The organism is Vibrio sp. 14G-20, assembly GCF_026241515.1.
Lineage (GTDB): Bacteria > Pseudomonadota > Gammaproteobacteria > Enterobacterales > Vibrionaceae > Vibrio.
In genome coordinates, this window is record NZ_JAPHPW010000014.1 from 1 (window position 1) to 24356 (window position 24356).

Sequence of the window (24356 nt, forward strand, 5' to 3'; positions counted from 1 at the left end):
CTAGCATCTAGCATCTAGCATCTAGCATCTAGCATCTAGCATCTAGCATCTAGCATAAAAACATACAGGATTCACATGTACCAACTTAGCTTTTCTATGCCCGAGTTTCTTGAAAACTACTGGCATAAAAAACCAACCATCTTGAAAGGTGGCTTCCAAAACTTCGTCGACCCAATTTCGCCGGAAGAACTTGCTGGTTTATCGATGGAAGAAGAAGTGGATTCTCGCTTTGTCTCTAACCTCGACAATCAGTGGACTGCAGAACACGGTCCATTCTCTGAAGAAAAATTTGGCGAGTTGACTGAAACTCATTGGCAGTTAATCGTTCAAGCAGCGAACCACTGGCACCAAGGCGCAAATCAGCTGACTGAGGCGTTCCAAGCGTTACCAAACTGGTTATTCGACGATCTGATGATCTGCTACTCAGCACCAGAAGGCGGTGTTGGCCCTCATATTGATCAATACGATGTCTTTATCATTCAAGGTCAAGGTAAACGTCAATGGAAGGTTGGCGCGAAAGATGTTGGCCAATACAAAGAGACAGTTCAAGCTTCTGCACTTCGTCAAATTGAAGGTTTTGACCCGATCATTGATGAAACTTTAGAGCCGGGCGATATCCTTTATATCCCACCGGGCTTCCCACATGAAGGGAATACGTTAGAGCCGTCAATGAGCTATTCTATTGGCTACCGCTCCCCTAAAGAACAAGAGCTGATCAGCAACTTTGCCGACTTTGTGCTTGCTCATGATATGGGTGACGTACACCTGCATGATCCAGAATTCAAAACGCAAGAAGGCTACGGCAAGATTCGTTCGTCAGATTTAAGTAATCTCACTGACATGTTGAAATCTGCACTAGAGCAACCTGAAACCATCAGTGAATTCATGGGTTGTCTGCTAAGCCAATCACGCCACCAGCTTGATATCGTTGCTCCTGAGCCATTATGGGCAGCAGAAGAGATCGCTCAACACTTAGAGTCTGAAGGTGAGATTCACCGAGTATCAGGCTTAAAAGCGCTCTACCACGAAAATGAAAGCAACACGGCTTACATCAATGGCGAAGTGGTTAAGGTTGATGAAGCGGATTCTTCGTTACTCAACATACTTTGCGATGAGACCATGATTACCTCGGCTACTGCCCTATCTCCTTCGGGCGTAACTGTCGTGACTGAATTGGTCAACAAAGGCTACTGGTTTATCGAAGAGTAAGCAGCGTCAACCGCTGGTTATTGACTAGCTTCTAAAGAAACAATTAAAAAAGGGACAAATGAAATCTTCATTTGTCCCTTTTCCTATTCAACCGTTAACTAAGCTTAAATTGCTAAACCTTGAACACCTATACCGTGAACAACTAAACCTTGAACTGATTAACCAATTTCTGTTGCTGTTGAGACAGTTGGTCAATTTCACTTCCCACTTGCTCAGACGCCGCTGCTTGCTCCAGAATCTTCGCGCTTAAATCACGAATGTTAACCACACTTTGATTCACCTCACCGGAAACGGATTGCTGCTCTTCAGCGGCTCGAACGATCTGACTGTTCATATCACTGATCGCCTCAATAGAAGTAAAGATCGAACCTAGATCTTCAACCGCTTTCTGAACGTGTAGTGCTGTGTCATTTGCAAGTATGTTGCCTTCTTGTATCGCTTCGACAACATCTTGTGTTCCAGCATGAACCTTGTCGATCACCGCTCTGATCTCACCAACCGATGACTGTGTGCGACTTGCGAGGTTTCTTACCTCATCCGCAACAACAGCAAAGCCTCGACCTTGTTCGCCAGCACGAGCCGCCTCAATAGCAGCATTCAAGGCTAGCAAGTTAGTTTGCTCAGAGATCCCTTCAATAACACTTAAGATCTCGGTGATATTACCGTTATTTTTTGCCAATTCTTCAACGATAGGTACAGCACTCGACATACGCTCCACCAACTTTCTCATTTCACCGGCTGAAAGTTCGATAACTTGCTGCCCTTGTTGAGCTGAACGATTCGCTTCGCACGCGGCATCAACGGCCACTTCTGCATTTTGTACTACTAAACCTGAGGTTTGAGTCATCTCTTCTGCCGCTGTTGCCACAAGATCGACTTCTTTAAATTGAGATTCACTGCTTTCTCGAGTGCTTGATGCGGACGCTTTAGCCTGGCTCGTCGTACTCGCCACTTGCTCAGTGGTGTGAATGACTTCTTTGATCGTGTGTTGTAGCTTGTCTAAGAATAAGTTGAACCCTTTAGATAACTGGCCAATTTCGTCTTGAGATTTAACCTCTAAACGCTGCGTCAAGTCACCTTCACCAGAAGCAATATCGTTCAGTCGCTCGACTACTTGTCGAATAGGCTTAACAATTGAAAGTGAAGCAAATGCGATAATGGCTAAACCGAACAAAATAAACACAGTACCTGCAATCACTTCCGTCTTTATACCTTCACTTAACTTAGTGCTAATGATGGCATCCAATTTGTTGGCATCGGCGACAACGCTCTCTCTTGGGATCTCAAACAACACACCCCAAGTTTGGTTAGCCGCAACAACAGGCGCAAAGGCAAGTAACCACTCACCGTTTTCGCTCCATTGCGTTGTCACTTCGCCGCCAAATATAAAGTCGGTCATCAAATCGCTGTTAGTGTTGTCACTTTGGAAGGTCGAACCGACTGCAATACTTGAATCATCCGAAGCGATAACCGAGCCATCTAGGCTAACGACATAAACCGCGCCAGCTCCATCAAATAAGCTTTGGTCAGATTGCGTGACCACACTCGTTAAACCATCGAGTCTTAAATCAATACCAAGAAAACCAATAGCAACGTCGTCAACCAAAATAGGGACTGATATTGAAGAAGTCAGAAGTGCGGTACCACCACTGTTCACGATTCTCGGCGTACTAATACACGTTTGCCCTGAAGACAAAGGACAGTAAAAACGTTCGCTATTGCTGTCATCATTCAGGATAGCTTCTGAAATTACGTTCGAGAGAACATTCTCACCGTTGTCTGCTACTTTCCAATAAGGTGCAAAACGGCCTTTTTCATTGGATCCAACATAGTCAGCATCGACATAATTAGCATCTTCACCATCAAGTAAATCAGGCTGGAAAACTAAATATGCCCCTTGAATTGAATCGAAATTTAAAACTGAACGACGCACCATTTCATCTAATGCCGTACGTAACTCTTCACTTGGCGTAAAGTTTTCGTCTGCATTGTTCTTAAGAAACTGAGCACTAGACGCGAGCATCTCGGCGCGATAGATGGCTTCGTCGACATAACGCTGGGTTTCCTGTGCATTGAGCTGAGAAACTGACGCTAATAGTTGCTCGGTCTTATTGATAACCGATTCTGAACTTTGAGATTTGATAACTTGTTGATTACTCGTCGCATTGTAGATCGAGAAACCAATAAGAGACAGTGACGTGATGATTAGACAACAACCTGCTAAGAGGGTTATTTTCCACTGTACCGATAGAGAGCGCATTTAATATCCTTATTTAAGCCAAAAGACTTCCATAACCATAACTATCACATCGACAACGAATTGCTGTACAAAATGTAAATAAGTTAGACGAATAGCTTAGCGGATAATTACAGCACAAATTACTTACATATAAAACGAAAGTTTATACAAATGTTAATAGAGCGTATTTTCTTCCTGTTTTTGTGATTTCAAATAATGTACTCATATAATCATTGGCTATGTTGCTTTGATTCTAACGCTTTGAGCATAACCAAAACATCGATATTTAAAGGAAGTCCACCTCTCCCTCTTTAAAATGTAGCGATTTCGGATTAGTTTTTATAATTCAAACTATAGATTTTTATCTTGATTAACTTCACACTTTTTGATTGCTAAGCCCACAATCAAGCTCTAATATCTCGCGCCTAGATTCCCTGAATACCTTTATTTATTTGGCTCTCCTCAATGGAGCGCTAAGGCTTTTTACGTCTTTAATTTTTGGAGAGATACGCAAATGTCCGCCTCATTTTCATTAGCGAAACTTACCTTTTTAATCGCTATTCTGACTGCCGTAGGTCAAATGACCCAAACGATGTACGTGCCTTCTATCGGTCATATGGCGGGTGAGTTCTTAGTTTCGGCCTCTTCATTGCAAGCGGTGATGGCGTGTTACTTGATCCCTTATGGTCTGTCGCAATTTATCTACGGCCCACTTTCTGATCGCTTAGGTCGTAAACCGATCATCGTTATTGGTTTGATCATCTACATCATGGGCACTCTGGTGGCATTGTTCGCTCACGAATATGAATGGTTCTTAACGGGTAGCTTTATCCAAGGTTTGGGCATCGGTTGTGGCGGTGCGATGTCTCGTACATTGACTCGCGATTGTTTTGAAGGCGCAGAACTGCACCGTGCAAACAGCTTGATTAGCATGTGCGTGATTTTCTCACCATTGATGGCTCCTGTATTGGGTGGTTACCTAACCGAAGCTTTCGGCTGGCGTTCTAGCTACTTATTCCTTGCGTTGTTTGGTATCGCCGTTGTGATCACTATGATGACGAGCATGATGGAAACACTACCGAAAGAGCGACGCAAAAACGAATCGGTTGTAAACAGCTATAAATTCGTTCTGTCTGACAAACGCTTCCAAGGTTACTTATTAGTATTAGTCGCAACCTTTGCGGGTGTAGCCGTATTTGAAGCAGCGGCAGGTGTGTTGCTTGGCGGCGTACTTGGCTTACCTGCAACGACAGTAAGCTTGTTGTTTGTCTTGCCCATTCCAGGTTATTTAGTGGGTGCTGGCTTATCTAGTTACATCGCACAACGTCGCAGTGAGCGCCGCGCACTGAATGTTGGTCTTGTTGCTATCTTGGTAGGCTCAACAGTGGTGTTAATACCGGGTTTATTTGGTCAAACAACAGCATTAACCTTGATTGGCGGCGCAACGATTTACTTCTTGGGCGCAGGTATCTTATTCCCAGCAGCAACAACAGGGGCACTTTCGCCACTCCCATACCACGCTGGTACTGGAGGCGCGATCTTAGGTGGCATGCAAAACCTAGGTGCTGGCATCGCAACACTATTGGCATCGTTCTTCCCCGCTCAAGACCAACTGCCACTCGGTTGCCTGATGATTGCAATGTCGTTCATCGCTATGCTGGGTTTACGTTGGGTTAATCGTAAGCCTGACCACTCAAACGAAATGCCATTGGCTATTTAACGTAAAACTCGAATCCGACCAAACAAAGGAAAGGGACATGCTGAAAAGTGTGTCCCTTTTTTGTTGTACATTTCTTCCACTCTCATGTATCAGTAATTTCATTTAACATTGCTTTGATTTTTTGAAAACAATAACAGACACTTACGATGAAAGTGCATATCCAGAATCCAATTATAAATAACAATCACTGGACGAACACCAAAGTACCTAATAAGGATGCTGGCATTAAAACGAGTAAGGTGCACACTAAGGATATATAGATGCGTATCGCTTTAACCACATTAGCCGTATCGGTCGCGCTTGCAGCCGGATGCAGTAATCAAGGAATTACAACCATGAACCACTACTCTCCATCGCAACTCGTCGCTCAGCAAAAACAAGCTCCTGTTGCTAAGAAAGTCCCTCATACAATGACGATTCATGGTGATACCCGAATCGATAATTACTACTGGATGCGCGATGATGAACGCCAAGATCCAGAGATCTTGCAGCATCTTGAACAAGAGAACCAGTACGCAGATACCGTGCTCAAACATACAGAATCAACACAAAAACAGTTGTTTGAAGAGATCAAAGGCCGAATCGCGAAAGACGACAATTCGGTACCAGTTCGCAAAGGCAGTTACTACTACTCAAATAAAGTCACTGGTGACAACGAATACCCAGTTCACTTGCGTGAAAAAGACTTTTTAGGCACAGACAAGCAAGTCATCCTAGACGTTAATGAACTAGCAAAAGGCCATGAATTCTTCAGTATTGGTGGCCTAACAATAAGCCCAGACGAAAACTTGTTGGCCTATGGCGAAGATACGCTTAGCCGCCGCATTTACACCATCAAGATTAAAGACCTCACCACTGGTGAATACCTAAAAGATGAAATTGAAGGTGCTTCGAGTGCGATCGCGTGGCAAAACGACAACCAAGCCTTCTATTACATAAAAAAAGATCCACAAACATTGCTGGGTTATCAAGTTTACCGCCACGTTTTAGGCACAGATCAGGCAAGCGATGAGTTAATCTACGAAGAAACCGATAGCGCTTACTACACCTCTTTGAGTAAAAGCAAAGATGGTGAACAGGTCTACATTTGGCACTCGAGCACAGAAACCAGCGGTGTTTCAGTCATAGATGCCAACAACCCAAAGGCTACAGCTGAGGCTTTCTACCCAAAAGAGACCGGCATAGAGTACAGCATCGCTAAACTGGGTGATTGGTATTACATCTACACCAACTACCAAGCGGTCAACTTCCGTTTAATGAAAGTCACAACCGAAGACATGCATGACCGCTCAAAATGGGTCGATGTCATCCCAGCAGACGATAATACTCAGCTTGTTGATTTCGAGTTGTTTGATGACCATCTTGTTTACGAGCAACGTGCGGGTGGCTTATCGACAGTGAAAGTTCGCCAACTCTCAACAGGCAACGAGTTCCCACTTGAATTCAACGACACCGCATTTGCCGCTTACCTAACGAATAACTATGAATTAGATAACTCAAAAGTTCGTATCTATTACAGCAGCTTAACCACACCAGGTACTTATTATGATTTCGACCTAAGTACGGGTGAGTCTGAAATCAAGAAGCAAACACCCGTATTAGGTGATTTCGAAGCAGATAACTATCAATCAGAGCGAATCATGGTTACGGCTCGCGATGGTAAGCAAGTACCTGTCTCTTTGGTTTATCGCAAAGACTTGTTCAAGAAAGACGGCACTAATCCAATCTACCAATATGGTTACGGATCTTACGGATCTACTATTGAACCGACCTTCAGCTCAACTCGCCTAAGCCTACTGGATAGAGGTTTTGTTTATGCAATCGCACATATCCGCGGTTCAGAAATGCTTGGTCGCCCTTGGTATGAAGATGGCAAAAAACTGACCAAACAAAACACGTTCAACGACTTTATTGATGTAACCAAAGGGCTTATTGAAGAAGGCTACGGCGCAAAAGATAAAGTGTTCGCTGTTGGTGGTTCTGCTGGCGGTCTATTGATGGGAGCAATCATCAACCAAGCACCAGAACTGTACCGTGGTATTGGTGCACATGTTCCGTTTGTAGACATTGTGACAACCATGCTTGATGAATCGATTCCGCTAACCACCAACGAGTATGATGAATGGGGCAACCCAAACGATAAAACCTACTACGATTACATGTTGGGTTACTCACCATACGACAATATAAAAGTGCAAAACTACCCGAATATGTTGGTAACGACAGGCCTGCATGACTCACAAGTACAGTACTTTGAGCCAATGAAATGGGTCGCGAAGTTGCGTGAGATGAAAACAGACAACAACGTGTTGCTATTCAAAACCGATATGGAAGCCGGTCACGGTGGCGCTTCTGGTCGATTTAAGCGATTGAAAGAATACGCACTTGAATACGCTTTCTTTTTAGATTTACTAAAGACTCAATAGATTCTGCGTAACTGTAAGTATTCACATCATTTAATGTCGCCACTTTGTCTCTACAAAGTGGCGACATAAATTATTAAGCATGGTTAAATACGATGAACCATGAAATCCACCAAATCAAAAACCTTTAAAGACAAGCAGTGACAAAGGTTTACGAGAGGTATAAAAACAAATGAAAGTAATTAGCTTCAACATCAACGGCCTTAGAGCCCGCCTTCACCAACTGCAAGCTATTATCGACAAACACCAACCCGACGTGATTGGTCTGCAAGAGATAAAAGTACACGACGAAGCCTTCCCAATTGCTGATGTTGAAGCAATGGGCTACAAGGTTTACTTCCATGGCCAAAAAGCGCACTACGGTGTGGCTATGCTGTGTAAGCAAGAACCTATATCTGTACAGAAGGGGTTTCCTACTGACAATGAAGACCATCAAAAGCGTATGATCATGGCTACGTTTGAAGATGAAAACGGTGAAAAGGTTACCGTGCTAAATGGCTACTTCCCTCAAGGGGACAACATCAAGCACGAGACCAAATACCCGTACAAACGCCAGTTCTACAAAGACTTGATGACTTACCTAAATGACTACCACAACAAAGACGAACAAGTCATTGTGATGGGCGACATTAATATCAGCCCTATCGACGCAGACATCGGCATTGGTGAACCTAATGCGAAACGTTGGTTAAAAACAGGTAAATGCTCTTTCCAACCAGAAGAGCGCGAATGGTTGAAAACATTGATGGACTGGGGCTTTGTAGACAGCTTCCGCTTGCTGCACCCTGAAGTGAACGATCAATACTCGTGGTTTGATTACCGCTCAAAAGGCTTCGTGGACAACCGCGGCCTACGCATTGATGTGGTACTTGCGACTCAGAAACTTTCTGATAAGTGTACTGAAGCTGGCATCGACTATGAGCTACGCGGCATTGAAAAACCGTCAGATCACGCTCCGATTTGGTCAACGTTTAAATAAAATCCAAATTAAATTTCAAATCAAAAATGCACAAGCTTTTGTTTAGCTTGTGCATTTTTTTTACTTAGCTCAAATCCACTCAAAAATCTTGAGATAGTTCACATTCTCGCCACTGCCCATCTATACTATTTGGACAACCAATGGAGAGAGTTTTGTATGGACGCAAAGCCTTGGGCCGGTATAAATCCAATTAATCTGCGTAGTTTACTTCCGATGATGGTGGTCAGCGGAGCGATCAGCGTATTGATGTTAGTCGTTCCCTTATTCAGCCTTCAAGTGTTTGATCGAGTCCTCTCAAGTCAAAGTTTAGATACGCTTCTATTCTTGGCTTTCATTGCTGTGTTCCTACTGACAGCCCAAGCGTTCCTTGACGCATCTAGAGCCAAGTATGCACAAAAGAAAGCGATCAAATTTGAATTTATCGCGTCTCAGCAGCTATTTGAACAAACCTCCTTCTCATCGAAATCAAAAGAAAAGCATCTGTTCAATGATATCAGCGAGGTAAAGAGCCTGCTCTCTTCTCCAGCCTACTTTGTCATGTTTGATCTGCCATTCACTCCCCTGTTTCTTATCATTATGTTTGCGATTCATCCATATATAGGATTAGTCGGTGTGGGTGCCGTTGTTTTTATTCTCATGACAACATTGCTTTCTCATTGGGTTAAATCTAAACACTTTAAAACCACGTACTTAAGCCAGCTCGCAACACAAAGAAAAAACGACGAGTGCTTTCAAAAACACGCCACGATCTTTAGCCAACATCAGCAACAAGGTCTAAGTCAAACCTACCAAGAAATTTTGGCGGAAAAGAGTTGGTCTCGAAGCCATTTAGATCAAGCCACCTGTTCACTGAGTGCATTTTCTCGTTACATACGTATGGTCCTTCAACTCATCATCATGGCTGTCGGAGCGAGTCTTGTTATTCAAAATGCTATGTCTGCAGGTGGCATGATTGCAGGATCGATCTTAATGGCGAGAGCACTTCAGCCAATTGAGATGCTCTCTAGTGGTATTCAAGCATGGAAAACTGGGTTAGATGCAAACAAACGCTTAGCTAAGGAATTTGCGTCTCATACTAAACACAACGAGCGAACCGAGTTAGAAGTCATTAAAGGTGATTTGGTCATCGACAACGTCACATGGTTCGCCTCTGAAAACCTTAACAAGCCGACTCTTAATGGTTTGAAGCTAAGACTGGAATCTGGAAATCGAGTTGCATTGATAGGCCCTAGCGGGTCAGGCAAGTCTTCCATCTGCAAAATGATCACTAACGGCATATCCCCCTCAAAAGGTGGTATTTCTATCGATGGACTCAATGTCGAGTTATGGAATCAGAATCAGTTCAAACACACCGTCGGTTATGTCCCTCAGCACATCGACTTTTTACATGGCACTGTCAAACAAAATATCGCTAGATTTGATTCCAACGTTACAGATAGCCAAATAGTCAGATCCGCTATTCAAGCCGGTGTGCATGACGCAGTTGTCGCCTTACCGAATGGATATGAAACGATTATCGGTTCTTTTGGTCATCAGTTATCTGGTGGACAAGCACAGAAGCTAGCCATCGCAAGAGCATTGGTTTTCTCACCTAGGTTACTCGTGCTTGATGAGCCCGATTCACATCTCGACAAAGAAGGCGAAGAGTTTCTTGTTTCGCTATTACAATTGGCGAAAGAGAAATCCATTTCTGTCGTGATGGTAACGCATAACCCAAGCTTACTCAGACATGTCGATTGGGTTGTTGAATTGAAAAACGGCCAAATAACACAAGCAGGTGAAGCGAGTAAAGTAGTCCGTTCGCTCTTCAATGTCGCCTCTCCGGAGGTGTCGAATGGCTAGTATTCATCATGACGATAAAGGTATTCACTTCGACGATGGTAGAAAACTGAACTTTTCTACCTTCAAAATACAGGTGTTTATCTGGTTAGTTCTTGTGACCACTCTTGGTGGCTTTGCTGCTTGGGCATACTTAGCCCCGCTTTCTTCTGCCGCCATCGCACCTGGTGTGATTATCGTAGAATCAAAGCGAAAACCCATTCAACATTTAGAAGGCGGGATTGTAGAAATCGTCCATGTTTCTGACGGCGATCATGTTCAAAAAGGCGAACTGCTCATCACGTTAAGTCACACACAAGCTCAAGCATCGCTTCTAAGGCTAAGAGCCCAGTGGCAAAGTGATTTAGCGCGGCTGAACCGCTTACAATCAGAGTTAGCGAGCCATCAAGAGATTCAATTTGATATGAGATTACTCTCCCTTATGAGTGACCCAAACGTATCAAGCTTACTTGATACGCAGAGTAAGCTTTTCAGCAAAAGACAATCGTTAAAATCTGGTGAATCCGATGTGTTACAGCAAAAAGTGGAGCAATCAAAACTGGATCTACAAGGTTTCCAACAACGATTCTTTGCCGGAAATCGAAGCCTAAAGTATTTAGAAGAACAGGTACAAATGCACCAAGACTTGCTTGTTTCCGGCAACACATCTAAATCTCGCTTACTGGATTTACAGCGAGAACGATCTCAATTACAAGGTGATGTTGCAGACCTCAAAGCTAGGATTGGACACGCAAAACGTACCATTGCAGAAGCAAAATTAGAGCTTATCAACGCGGATTATACTTACGCTAAAACGCTCGGCGAAGAGATTCAAGACTTAGAACGAAAGCTGAATGAAACCAGAGAAGCTATGGTCAACGCTCAAGATATACTCACCCGAGTTGAAATTAGAGCACCTCAGAGTGGTGTGGTGGTTGGACTTAATATTGTGTCTGAAAATGCCATTGTTCCACCGGGTGAAACCTTAATGGAATTGGTTCCTCAAGATGATGAGCTAATTGTTGAAGCATTAGTGAAACCAGAAGACATCGAAGCCTTGAGAATTGGCTTAGATACCCAAGTAAGGCTTACCGCATACAGCTTCCGTAAAACGCCACCGATTCGTGGAAAATTAGTCCATATTTCGGCTGACCGCATTAGCGATCAAGCCACAGGATCTTCTGCTTACCTAGCCAGAGTATCGTTAGATAAGTCTGAGCTAGAAGCATTAGAAAGTATCTCATTGTACCCAGGCATGCCCGCCGAGGTGATGATCTTATTAGAGCAGCAAACACCTCTTGAGTACCTACTCAACCCACTATCTGTTAGTGCCTATAAAGCGATGAGAGAAATTTAACCAAGTACAAGAAGACAAAGCCAAACCTACTGTGAAGTAGGGACGGAAAGCGACAGGTCTCTAAGGAGATGGCTGAGCTGCCTCTATGTATCGAATGATATATGAGGAAAAAACGATGGCAGAAGTAACCAACACAGCAGCAGGACTGAAAAGTAATGGTAGCAATGATACCAATATATTAGTAGATGGTCCTAACCTCCCCACCCCAGAATCTAGAGATGTCAACAATAACCTTTCTAACCTCAGCGGCGATAACCTCGAAGTACGAGCCGGTAAAGGCGACGACATTGTGCATACCGGCAGCGGCGATGACTTTATCGCTGCTGGACGTGGATCGGACACAATTAAAGCAGGTGCCGGAAACGATGTGGTTGAAGCTTGGAATCATTCGCTCAATGCTGGTGATGAAGCCGGCGCTAACCGCGATTTAAGCGCGGCACGCGATAAAGATTTAGAAGCGCTAGGAGAAGAGTGTGTTGACGACATTGTGGTTGCAGGTGCCGGTGATGATTACGTCGAAGGCGGTGCGAACAATGACATTATTTATGGTGACAGAGGCGCTGGTGCTGAATTTGGTGAAAACCTAATCAGCGATGGTGATTTTGAAGCTTTTGACCTTGGTAATACGTGGGGAACAGACACAGACGCTGGTGATTGGAACGCCGAGGTTGGCAGTATCGAGATTCAAGAACAACTGCATGGCGGTGTCCCCGCTGGTGGTTACGGAACTGATATCGCCAGTGGTCACTTCCTAGAATTAGACTCGCATGGCGCGAATTCAAACTCAACCGTCTCCCAAACATTTACGGTCGATGACGACGGTATATATCAACTCGATTTTTCCTACGCTTTCCGTAATAAAGGAGGCGATAGCACCACCGCTCCTTTTACAGTTCAAATAATGGCAGGCACAGAGGTTGTATTCGAGAAGTCTTTCCAAGACATTGACGGCATAGATGATGATTGGGATCTGTTTAGCGAAGATGTCGATCTCTCTTCAGGAAATTACTCACTCAATTTTATTGCCGACGGTGCAGAAGACACCTTTGGGGCCCTGATTGATAACGTGTCATTGAAGCAGGTACTGCATAACGATGTACTCATTGGTGATAACGGGCCAGACGCTGCAAATGAAGGCGCTGCTGGGAATGACTTGATTCGAGGCGGTAAAGGGAATGACGTAATTATCGGCGATAACTTTGAAGCGCTGTCGTTTAACGAAGGAACCGGCGAGTTTGAATTAGCAGAGCCAACGACATCCGTCGACCTATCAGCAAATTCAACCGCCTACAACGCTGATGGATCTGTCGGTACCGTTGATACAGGTAATGCAAGTTCTGGCGGTACAGGTTATGGGGTAGATGGCGCAGCAGAGGCCGGCGTGCTTGCTCAAATTGGCTTCAGCTACGACGGAGGTACCGGTGAAGGTGCATCAGAGATGTTTTCTGTCAGCTTAGACGAACATACAATGATTGCTAAAGTCGGCATTTCCAACCTCTACTTAAATGAAGGAGACAATGGCGTAGATGAGGCTGGCCATTGGGCAGCATATCGAGAAGGTATTCTGGTCGCAGAGGGCGATTTCATTGCGAGCGATTTAGCGGATGGCAATAACAACAGCGGTTATCTAAACATCGGTCCTGATGACACGGGTTTTAAAGCCTTTGATGAACTTCAGTTTACTGCCGTTGGTCCTGCATTTGACAAAAACGGAAACGCTAATGCCGATTCAAGTGACTACTACGTCACTTCTGTTACCACCGATGGCCTAACGGGTGACGGAACCGATATATTGCGCGGTGGTCGTGGCGACGATGTCATTCTTGGTGGCGACAACGCCAAGGGTGGCGTACCTGAACTCGATCCTAATACGGGTTACTACGATGTAAGTAACTTCAGAGGGACTATTGATGTCACTATGGAAGGCACCGAAGCGGGCTTCGAAAATTCGTTTGGTTACTTCACAAAAGACAGTGAAGGCAATGTAAACGCTGAAGTCATTTGGGGAAATGTGAAGGATCACCTTCCAAACTCTGAAGCTGGCAACAGCTTTAGTCTCGATTTGGGGCACTGTGATGATTACGTTGATACGCTCGGGTTCTTCATTATCCCTGATGGTGGGAATGACGGTTTCGTCTCAGGCGAAAGTATCGCGATTGACTTAAACACTCAACAAGCGACAAGCTCTAACAATAGTGACCACCCCTTCTTGCTGGGCGTACAAGATTTAGTCGGTAGTAACGGCAACCTTACCTTAGATGTTAGCGGCATTAACAACTTCAATCCGGGTACAGAACTCGGAAATCAGTTCTGGAATGACAACCCTGGCGGTGATGGTGACTTCGATGATGTGGTAACCACCGTTGAAATCGACGACCAACCAGAGCAATTGTTTGGTGGTAAAGGCGATGATTGGCTTGATGGCGGAGACGGAATCGACCATATCAAAGGCGGTAAAGGCGATGACATCATCATTGGTGGTGGTGGTGCAGACGAAATCCGTGGGGGTAAAGGCAACGATACAGTAGCCTTTGATGCAGAGGATACTCTAATCCATGGTGGTAAAGGGTTCGATGTGCTTGTCGCCAATGACCCTGGTGGTGTCGATATCGACATGTCGAAGGGGTCAAACATCAATGGGTTTGAAGCAGTCATAGGGGGAGACTCAGCTAATGACAAACTGACTATTTCTCTAGGTAAAACCTTCAATCAAAACCATGACCTTGATGGTAATAGAGCAAAGAACGACGACCAAGTTGCTGAATTCTTTGCTTTAGGAATTGAAGATATCGACGCAAGTCATCTTCAAGGTTTCCAATACCAAACCGCAACATCAGTGACGCTAGACCAAGATATGCAAGATAAGCTTGGACTCGATGGAACTGAAACGATTACCGCTTATAGCTTCACCAAAGGAGGCAAAGAAGTCATCATCTACACTGATGCATCCTTTGATGGTGATTTCATTGGCGTTAATGAAGTTTAATTACTTTTTGATCTAGTAAATCAGAAACAAAGTTAAAGGACTTATTACTTGTGTAATAAGTCCTTTTTGCTTCAAAGAGCTACTCAACTAATTCGTATACAAACCCTAAATAAGGACGGCGCTCAATGAGCGCCGTTTTGTTAACTGTATGGATACCGTGCTATTAGCTAAGGGGTCTTAGGTAAGCAAGGAAACGTTTCTCTGCGAATTTGAAAATCGCGATGATGATGAACGTTAGTGCCATGTAGAACAGACCTGCCGTTAGGAAAGACTCGAATGGGGCGTAGTAACGAGAGTTAACCAAACGCGCTGCACCTGTTAAGTCCATAATGGTTACGATACCAGCTACCGCAGAGCCGTGAAGCATGAAGATAACTTCGTTACTGTAAGCCGGTAATGCACGACGTAGAGCACTTGGCAAAATGATGCGGCGGTATGTCTTGGGTGTGCTCATACCATAAGCCTTTGCTGCTTCTACTTCGCCTTTCGGTAAGCCGTTAATAGCACCGCGAATGATCTCTGCTGTATATGCTGATGTGTTAAGAATAAATGCCACCAGAGCGCAGAACCACGCGTTTTCCCATAGTGTGTCTTTTACTGGAAAGAACTGATCCATACCGTAGTAAATCAGGTACAACTGCACCAGTAATGGCGTACCACGGAAGAAATAAATGAACGACCAAGCCGGAGCGTTAATCAGCATGTTTGGGCTGTTACGAGCGATCGCTAATGGTATGGCTACAAATAAACCAATAATCAAAGCGACACAAACCATCCAAGCCGTTGTCCATAAACCATCAAGGTAAATAGGCAGGCTTTCAATTATCAATGAAAAGTCCATAACTACCTCGCGTGGATACTGAATTTACGTTCAACCAACTTAAGTAAGCCCGTCGAAACACTGGTGAAGAATAAGAAGATAATCGCTACTGTCATATAGAAGGTAAATGGCATTTTGGTTGAACCTGCCGCTAGTGCGCTAACACGTACCATGTCTTCTAGGCCAATAATCGAAACCAGCGCGGTAGTTTTAAGTAAAACCAGCCAGTTGTTACCAAAACCCGGTAGTGCGTGACGAATCATTTGCGGTAATAGAATACGACGGAACGCTAAAACGGGGCCCATGCCATAGGCCTTTGCTGCTTCCATTTCACCGCTGTCAACCGCCATGATTGCACCACGGAAAGTTTCGGCCATGTAAGCGCCAAAGATGAAGCCAATGGTTAAGACACCAGCAATAAATGGGCTGACATCAATATAATCAGGTAAGTAAGAGGTCCATTCGTGGTTAGGATCACTTGATGTGAACCACTCGTTGAGCCACTCATTGATGGAATACAAACTGTTGTTTAAAAGGATTTGCCCACCAAAGAAAATCAGCATCATCAAGACGAGATCAGGAATGCCGCGAATAACGGTTGTGTAGAGGGTTGCAATAGCACGAGCCCAGCGATAAGGCGCTAGCTTTGCTAAGGCACCTAGCATACCAAGAACCATAGCTAAAATTAGCGACAGTAAGGCAACTTCGATTGTAAGCACCGCCCCTTTCAGGATCGACGCTTCATATCCTTGTAAATCAAACATAATGAATTCCAACAGAACTGCGAAAAAGTTGGTAAGACAGGGAGAGGAGAACCTCTCCCTTAAGAAGTGATGCTAGAGATTACTCACCGTATACGTCGTAGTTGAAGTATTTAGCAGCGATATCTTGGTAGATGCCTTTTTCACGTAGTGAAAGGATTGCCGCATCTAATTGCTTAGTCAGATCTTTGTCTTGCTTACGTAGAGCAATACCAAAACCTTCACCGAACCACTTAGGATCTGTTAGTGATGGACCAACAAACTCGTAGTCTTCACCACCAGCTTTGTTTAGTACGCCTTCTTCTAGAGCAGATGCATCACCCAGTACAGCAGCAACACGACCGTTTGCTAAATCAAGGTAAGCTTCATCGAATGAACCGTAACGAACGATTTCTACTGTGTCACCGTAGTTGTCTGTTAGGTACTTATCGTGAGTTGTTGCACGTTGAACGGCAATCTTTTTACCACTTAGATCATCAAAGTTAAGGTCTGCACCTTTCTTAGCAATGAAATTGTTTGGGATAAGTGCGTATTTACCAGTGAAGTCGATCTTTTTCTTACGCTCTTCCGTGATAGACATTGCCGCGATGATCGCATCATATTTACGAGCAAGTAGAGAAGGAATAATACCATCCCAATCTTGTGCAACGATCTTACACTGCACCTGCATTTCAGTACAAAGCGCGTTAGCCATATCGACATCGAAGCCTTTCAGTGAACCGTCAGCTTCCGTCCAGCTAAATGGAGGGTAAGCACCTTCAATACCGAAACGTACTGTTTTCCATTCTTTTGCTTGAGCTACGCCCGTTGCAGCAGTTGCAGCAAGTGCCGCGACTAATAACCACTTTTTCATATCCCTACTCCTGTGATTTAGGTTTTTATGTTTTGCTAGTTTTAATATTGTGTTTGTTGTTACTTATTAACTTACTTGTTGTGTTTTATTGTTCACACCGTCGCTGTTTACCTTGGCAACGGCATTTCAATTCTGATTAGTAAATCGATGAGATAAATTGTTGTAAACGCTCAGATTCAGGTTCCGTAAACAGTTTAGCTGGATCGCCCTGCTCTTCCACTAAGCCTTGGTGCAGGAACATCACATGATTTGATACGTCACGAGCAAAAGCCATTTCATGTGTTACCACAAGCATGGTTCTTCCTTCTTCTGCTAGATCGCGCATTACACCAAGTACTTCGCCTACTAACTCAGGGTCAAGTGCTGATGTGGGTTCATCAAACAGCATCACTTCCGGATCAACAGCTAGCGCTCGAGCAATTGCCGCACGTTGTTGTTGTCCACCTGATAAATGACCTGGGTAGTAATCTTTACGCTCATACAAGCCTACTTTTTTAAGGAGTAGTTCTGCATTTTCAACCGCTTGAGCTTTAGGTACACCTAATACGTGAACGGGTGCTTCGATAACATTTTCGAGAACGGTCAGGTGAGACCACAGATTGAAACCCTGAAAAACCATCGCTAAGCGAGAACGGATTCGCTGTACTTGTTTTTCATTGGCAGGAACAGAAACACCTTGGCGGTTGTTTTTCATTTGAATTAATTCGCCATTAACCCAAATCTCGCCTGCGGTTGGTGTCTCTAAAAGGTTGATACATCTAAGGAAAGTACTTTTACCCGACCCTGAAGATCCGATAATCGATACTACATCGCCTTTATGCGCAGAAAGTGAAATTCCCTTTAAAACTTCATTTTGACCAAACGTTTTGTGTAGATCCTTTATGTCCAGCGCTGGTACATCTTTCATGCGCTTTCTCTCCCAAGTTTGTGAAAATGCAAGGTACTCCGACCTTTTCATGCGATACAAACTAGCACCACACGGAATAACATGCAACAAATTATTAACCTAATAATTTGGAATAAATAGCGATTCGCTCTGACTTATTATGCAAAAGGTAGCGTTTTCGCCTCAATTTAATGAATGCGATTTATTAAAAAGCCCCAATTAAGGGGCATTTTATGTTTTATTTTTGTTAACTAAATACTATTTACTAAGCATTAGGTAGTTTTGATTCTGGATCTTCACACCGGTTTCATTTAATGCAACTTCATTGATAACAAGGCCATCTAAGTCTTCATCCAAATCAGTGACGTTACCGTGCGCGAATGCAGTCAAGAAATCGTAACCTGTAATGTCTGACTCTTCTGTTTCAATTAGAACTGTCTGGTGGATCGGATCTGCAGTTGGATCCAACTGTAGCTCATCCTTTATAGTATCAGAGTAGTCATAGTAATGAAGTTCGGGAACTACCACCGTATTTTTTAAATGAGTAAACAGCTTATGTGTCAATTTATGGAGGCCACTACTTAAACTTTCTGTCGTATAAGCGACTCTCATTTTTCCAATTTCATCCGTAAAGCTGAAATCAAGATCTAAATTATTACCCAATAGTGTCGGCAAGTTAACTGGCAAAGAATTCAAGTCAAATAAAGAATCAGTCGCAACGCTTACATCCCACGAGCCTTCAACATACAACTTTTTATTAATATCAATATTCCAACCATTTAATGGAGTATCCGATTCAACACTCAAGCTCCAATTTTCGGTGTTAGGTGTATCTGGATGTGCAAAATCCGCTTGAGTACTTGGTATCGTTACTATGTCATAGCTAAAGTCGCTCTGTGTAACCTTAATTTCTACTTCAGAATAGTCAAAGTCATTGGTGTGTGTTAACTGACCGTTGTTACCCGCCATACTAACCAGTAATAATGGGTCAGCATTACTCCAATCACGCACACCATATTGATGTAAATACCCATCTTTGAATTGCGTAACGATAGTTGATTCAGTTGCCCCATTAGGCAGGCCACGCGCATCTAAACTATCAATCGAATATGTCGGTACAGACGCTTCTGCTAACTGTGATTGAAAAATATAGTTTCCACCACCAGATACAACTGCAAGATAAGATAGATCATTGCGTGTGGTGCTATTAAAGTTATCACCTTTATTACAGCTACTAACGGCTTCGCGATTCATACCAAATGTCGCATTTCTAAGCGTTAAGTCTTCTAAGTACTCTTTAGAAAATGTATTTGCAGTAAAATGCGTATTATTCGCCTCACGAGTTTGAAACGTAATAAAGCCATCATCAGGTATACCTTCTAAGGTAAATGATAACTTCAAGTTACTAGGAACAATTAAATCACCAACCCTTGCTCCTGTTGCATCCGAGTAGTAGGCAATCACATTTTCATTATTTAGTTGTGACTCAATCGCAGGTTGGTAAGTCAAAACCGTCGCCTGTTGACTACTATTCTCTCCGTGCTCATAGACTGTGCAGTTTGAAGTATTGCTACTTTCAAGAATTGTGTTCGGAGCAGAGAACATGAAGTTAAACTTTGTTGATGGTGCACCACCGCCACCACCGCCGCTGCTTCCACCGCCACAACCAACTAGTAACCCTGAAACCATTGCCGCTAGTGGCAACATTAATGTCTTTTTCATCTATTCTCGTCCTGTTTGTGGCAACAGCTCGCCAAAATTAAATATCTATCAGCGATTAAGCAAAAAGTAAGCCAATCATTAAAAATGGAATTTATATAGGATAAGAACTGTGACAAGACGATGAAAACGACAGTTTGTGAAAACTAATTACATGATTCATCAATGATAAGTTAATGAATCGCTGCGTTTTGTAGCTTTCTTTCACATAAACTCATAAAGTGATCAAGATCAATCACCCTAAAGGGTAAGCTTGTTAGACTCCTCAGCAAAGAATAAGGCATTAAAAATGCCAAACATTTCTTTTAACTTAGCTGCATAAAGCACATCAAAATCGTGCAACATAATGTTAATGAGTTATAACTAAGAAATAACGCAATTACGCGAACTTATAGAATTCAATTTTAGAATTACTAACATAAAAATATGAGGAATCTATGTCAGACGTTGTGAACAATGCGAACTCTGAAGTAGAAGAGAAAAGCTACAAAGAGCTACACCGCCCTGCTTCTGAATTTGAGAGCCGCTCAGATTATCTAGATCACGAACTTCAAATCATGAAGCCTCGCCGCTTCGGTCTAAACCTTCCAGGTCGTGACTTCCGCTTTGAACTTGAAGACCTTGTTCCTGCACTTGCTGGTACCATTGGTATCATCGCGATGTACTCTGCAGTAATGATGTCTTGGGCTGATGGCCTAACTCAAGCTTGGGACCACGTAAACCTAGGTAAAGACTTCGCAATTGAAGTTGCTCGTGTAGAAATGCTTATTCCTGCACTACTGTTTTGTATCCTTGCTTCTGGTTTCTTTAACCCTAAAGCAAACCTTGCCGGTAACCACGGCCCAATGATCCCTCTTATTGGTACCATCGCTCTCGCTGGTGCTCACCCTCTTGCATTGGCAATCCTTATCGGTGTCTTCGGTCTAATCCTAAGTTTCCTAAAAGGCGGCTCCAAGTTGGTTAACCTTACTTCGGAAGGTACCGCTGGTGGCTTGCTCATTTTCTTAGGCCTAACGGGTACAATGAGCCAAATCAACTCAATTCAAGAATGGGCGGTTGGTCTTCAATCTTCTACTGTTGAAGCGGGTAGCATGGGTTACGTTGGTTTAATCGTTCTTGCTATTACTATTGCTATCTACGCTTTCCTAGCAAAAGTGAACAAGCGCTGGTTAGCTATCCCAGTTTGTGCATTCACAGGCCTTGCGATTGCTTTAGCACTAGGTGCTGGTTTCGATATCGTATTCGAAACCAAAATGGGTATTCCAAACCTAAACCCAGTTTACTGGTGGGGTTCTACTTCTGAAGGTTGGATGCTTGGCTTGCCAAATGTTGAACACTTCATTGCATCTCTACCATTTGCAATCCTTGCTGTAGCAATGTGGTCACCTGACTTCCTAGGTCACCGTATCTTCCAAGAACTTAACTACCCTAGACGTTCTGAAAAAGTGCTTATGGACGTAGATGACACAATGACTATGTGTTCAGTTCGTCAAATGGTGGGTACTGCAGTTGGTGGTGGTAACATCACATCTTCATGGGGTACGTACATGATCCCGGCAGCAATCGCGAAACGTCCAATTCCTGGCGGCGCAATCTTGCTTGGTTCTCTATGTATTATTGTTGCAATCCTTGGTTTCCCAATGGATGTTGCGGTTTGGCCACCAGTAATGCGTGTCGCTCTACTTGTAGGTGTATCTCTACCTCTACTTGAGGCGGGTATGCAAATGGTTAAGGATTCAAAAGATTCTCAAGCGGCTGGTATCTGTATCTTCGGTTCGGCAGTTGTTAACCCTGTATTAGCATGGGCACTAACTATGCTTCTTGATAACAATGGCTTTATTGGTGATAAAGAACGTGCGAAGCGTCTATCATTTGTAGACAAAATTGTTATCCCAGTTGGCGTTTTAGTTATCTGTCTAGTAGCAATGCTTGCAGTTGGTATGCTAGAAAGTCAATATGGCCTAAAAGCTTGGCTATAATAGTCTTAACTACACAAAAGTAGTATTGAGACTAAAAAAAAGTTTGGGTGGCAACCCCTGCCACTCAAATTCTTTCAACTTTTTTTAGCATTTATTGATTTAGTTTAAGGTTTGCAGGAATTTTTTAGCGTAGTCTTGAATTCATAGAGTAACGACAACATATAAAAAGTAGTGACAATATATATAACCATATGACGCTTATATGCTCATATATATTGTTATTAATAAGAGTGTACTACCCTTACGAGGGGCGCTGGCTCAACAGTGTTAAGTACGAATTTTTTCTACTAAAAAGGTAGGTATGTCATGGCAGAGCAATTTGCTAAAGCTTGGGAAGATTTTGCTGCAGGTGAGTGGCAAAGCGAAGTAAACGTTCGTGATTTCATTCAAAAGAACTACACGCCATATGAAGGCGACGAGTCTTTCCTAGTTTCTGAAGGTACTGAGGCGACTAATACGCTTTGGGCTTCGGTAATGGAAGGTATCAAACAGGAAAACGCAACTAAAGCACCTGTAGATTTCGATACTTCTGTTATCTCTACCATCACTTCTCATGATGCGGGCTACATCCAAAAAGACCTTGAAACAATTGTTGGTCTACAAACTGAAAAACCACTAAAACGTGCAATCATCCCTAACGGTGGTGTACGTATGGTTGAAGGTTCTTGTAAAGCATACGGTGAAACTCTTGACCCGATGGTTTCAAAAATCTATTCAGAATACCGTAAAACACACAACGCTGGTGTTTTCGATATCTACACGCCTGATATTCTGAAATGTCGTAAGTCTGGTGTTCTGACTGGTCTTCCAGATGCATACGGCCGTGGTCGTATCATTGGTGATTACCGTCGCGTAGCACTTTACGGTATTGATTTCCTAATGAAAGACAAAGCAGCTCAATTCGCTTCTCTACAAGAGCGTTTCGAGAATGGCGAAGATCTTTCTGCAACAATGCAATTGCGTGAAGAGATTTCAGAGCAACACCGTGCTCTAGGTCAAATCAAGCAAATGGCAGCGACTTACGGCTTCGATATCTCTGAGCCTGCTCAATCTGCTCAAGAAGCTATCCAGTGGACTTACTTCGGCTACCTAGCTGCTGTTAAATCTCAAAATGGCGCTGCAATGTCTCTAGGTCGTACTTCGACTTTCCTAGACATCTACCTAGAGCGTGATATCGCTGCTGGTAAAATCACAGAAGACCAAGCTCAAGAAATGATCGACCACTTCGTAATGAAGCTGCGTATGGTTCGTTTCCTACGTACTCCTGAGTACGATGAGCTATTCTCTGGCGACCCAATCTGGGCAACAGAATCTATGGGTGGTATGGGCATCGACGGTCGTACGCTAGTAACGCGTTCGAACTTCCGTTTCCTTAACTCTCTATACACAATGGGTCCTTCTCCAGAGCCAAACATCACTGTTCTTTGGTCTGAGCAGCTACCTGACGGCTTCAAACGTTTCTGTGCGAAGGTATCTATCGATACTTCTTCTATCCAGTACGAAAATGATGACCTAATGCGTCCTGACCTTGAGTCTGATGATTACGCTATCGCTTGTTGTGTATCTCCAATGATCGTTGGTAAGCAAATGCAGTTCTTCGGTGCTCGTGCTAACCTTGCGAAAACAATGCTTTACGCAATCAACGGCGGTGTGGACGAAAAACTTAAGATGCAAGTTGGTCCTAAAGAAGCTCCAATGACTGACGCTGTTCTTGATTACGATAAAGTAATGGACCGTCTAGATCACTTCATGGACTGGCTAGCTAAGCAATACGTGACTGCACTAAACAGCATTCACTACATGCACGACAAGTACAGCTACGAAGCGTCTCTAATGGCTCTTCATGACCGTGACGTTCGTCGTACTATGGCTTGTGGTATTGCTGGTCTATCTGTTGCAGCTGACTCACTGTCTGCAATCAAGTTCGCGACTGTTAAACCAATCCGCGACGAAGATGGCATCGCAACTGACTTCGAAATCGAAGGCGATTACCCTAAATACGGTAACAACGACTCTCGTGTAGATGACATTGCTTGTGAACTAGTTTCTACGTTCATGAACAAGATCCGTAAGCTTAAAACTTACCGTAACTCTATCCCTACACAGTCAGTTCTTACTATCACGTCTAACGTGGTTTACGGTAAGAAAACAGGTAACACTCCAGACGGTCGTCGTGCTGGCGCTCCTTTCGCTCCTGGTGCAAACCCAATGCACGGTCGTGATGAGAAAGGCGCTGTAGCTTCACTAACGTCTGTAGGTAAACTACCGTTTGCTGACGCACAAGATGGTATCTCTTACACGTTCTCTATCGTGCCAAACGCACTAGGTAAAGAACAAGACAGCCAACGTGCTAACCTTGCAGGCCTAATGGATGGTTACTTCCACCACGAAGCTGGCATTGAAGGTGGTCAACACCTTAACGTTAACGTTCTTAACCGCGAAACTCTTGAAGACGCAGTTAAGCACCCTGAGAAATACCCTCAGCTAACAATCCGTGTATCTGGTTACGCTGTTCGCTTTAACTCTTTAACTGCAGAGCAACAAGCTGACGTAATCGCACGTACATTTACTGAGTCTCTATAAGCTCACCGCTTAATCGACAGTAAA

Annotated in this window: 14 protein-coding genes, 1 pseudogene and 1 riboswitch; of the genes and pseudogenes, 9 read left to right on the top strand and 6 right to left on the bottom strand. The window is 43.6% G+C overall.

The features are described 5' to 3' along the window. The first annotated feature begins 75 nt into the window (after positions 1-75). On the top strand, positions 76-1209 hold the full coding sequence (locus tag OQJ75_RS13690; protein WP_265973343.1) for a cupin domain-containing protein: 1134 nt from the start codon (positions 76-78) through the stop codon (positions 1207-1209). A 142-nt stretch (positions 1210-1351) separates the two neighbouring features. Here the strand turns inward: OQJ75_RS13690 and OQJ75_RS13695 are convergent, their stop codons facing one another. After that, on the bottom strand, positions 1352-3469 hold the full coding sequence (locus tag OQJ75_RS13695; RefSeq protein ID WP_265973341.1) for a methyl-accepting chemotaxis protein: 2118 nt from the start codon (positions 3467-3469) through the stop codon (positions 1352-1354). A gap of 454 nt (positions 3470-3923) precedes the next feature. Between OQJ75_RS13695 and emrD the strand changes: the two are divergent. The 6 genes and pseudogenes from emrD to OQJ75_RS13725 all read left to right on the top strand — a co-directional run. Beyond that, positions 3924-5168: pseudogene (emrD, locus tag OQJ75_RS13700) on the top strand (multidrug efflux MFS transporter EmrD); the annotation flags it as partial. Positions 5169-5503: 335 nt separating this feature from the next. Further along, positions 5504-7594: a S9 family peptidase gene (locus OQJ75_RS13705; RefSeq protein WP_265973623.1), complete on the top strand. Its 2091-nt coding sequence runs from the start codon at positions 5504-5506 to the stop codon at positions 7592-7594. Between the two features lie 169 nt (positions 7595-7763). After that, complete coding sequence (xthA, locus tag OQJ75_RS13710) at positions 7764-8570, top strand: exodeoxyribonuclease III (RefSeq protein WP_265973340.1); 807 nt, start codon at positions 7764-7766, stop codon at positions 8568-8570. Positions 8571-8726: 156 nt separating this feature from the next. Continuing rightward, complete coding sequence (locus OQJ75_RS13715) at positions 8727-10412, top strand: type I secretion system permease/ATPase (protein WP_265973339.1); 1686 nt, start codon at positions 8727-8729, stop codon at positions 10410-10412. Then, on the top strand, positions 10405-11745 hold the full coding sequence (locus OQJ75_RS13720; RefSeq protein ID WP_265973338.1) for an HlyD family type I secretion periplasmic adaptor subunit: 1341 nt from the start codon (positions 10405-10407) through the stop codon (positions 11743-11745). Before OQJ75_RS13715 ends, OQJ75_RS13720 begins: the two co-directional genes overlap by 8 nt. Positions 11746-11754: 9 nt before the next feature. Beyond that, positions 11755-11830, top strand: a riboswitch (cyclic di-GMP riboswitch). 30 nt (positions 11831-11860) lie between these two features. Next, on the top strand, positions 11861-14731 hold the full coding sequence (locus OQJ75_RS13725) for a hypothetical protein (protein ID WP_265973337.1): 2871 nt from the start codon (positions 11861-11863) through the stop codon (positions 14729-14731). 163 nt (positions 14732-14894) lie between these two features. Here the strand turns inward: OQJ75_RS13725 and OQJ75_RS13730 are convergent, their stop codons facing one another. The 5 genes from OQJ75_RS13730 to OQJ75_RS13750 all read right to left on the bottom strand — a co-directional run bounded on the left by OQJ75_RS13730 (position 14895) and on the right by OQJ75_RS13750 (position 19773). Next, positions 14895-15572, bottom strand: coding sequence for an ABC transporter permease (locus OQJ75_RS13730; RefSeq protein WP_248397318.1), 678 nt, complete (start codon positions 15570-15572; stop codon positions 14895-14897). A gap of 2 nt (positions 15573-15574) precedes the next feature. Next, entirely contained in the window at positions 15575-16315 is a 741-nt protein-coding gene (locus tag OQJ75_RS13735; protein WP_139684738.1) for an ABC transporter permease, read from the bottom strand. Positions 16316-16394: 79 nt separating this feature from the next. Further along, positions 16395-17165 carry an ABC transporter substrate-binding protein gene (locus OQJ75_RS13740; RefSeq protein WP_248372124.1) on the bottom strand — a complete coding sequence of 257 codons (771 nt, stop codon included), beginning with the start codon at positions 17163-17165 and terminating at the stop codon, positions 16395-16397. Between the two features lie 136 nt (positions 17166-17301). Beyond that, positions 17302-18072 (bottom strand): ABC transporter ATP-binding protein, encoded by a 771-nt coding sequence (locus tag OQJ75_RS13745; protein WP_265973331.1) that lies wholly within the window; start codon positions 18070-18072, stop codon positions 17302-17304. Between the two features lie 237 nt (positions 18073-18309). Continuing rightward, positions 18310-19773: a hypothetical protein gene (locus OQJ75_RS13750; RefSeq protein WP_265973330.1), complete on the bottom strand. Its 1464-nt coding sequence runs from the start codon at positions 19771-19773 to the stop codon at positions 18310-18312. Positions 19774-20207: 434 nt separating this feature from the next. Here OQJ75_RS13750 and OQJ75_RS13755 point away from each other — a divergent pair, with 434 nt between their 5' ends. Continuing rightward, complete coding sequence (locus OQJ75_RS13755) at positions 20208-21749, top strand: DUF3360 family protein (RefSeq protein ID WP_248372128.1); 1542 nt, start codon at positions 20208-20210, stop codon at positions 21747-21749. 306 nt (positions 21750-22055) lie between these two features. Continuing rightward, on the top strand, positions 22056-24332 hold the full coding sequence (gene pflB / locus OQJ75_RS13760; RefSeq protein ID WP_265973329.1) for a formate C-acetyltransferase: 2277 nt from the start codon (positions 22056-22058) through the stop codon (positions 24330-24332). Positions 24333-24356: the final 24 nt, after the last annotated feature.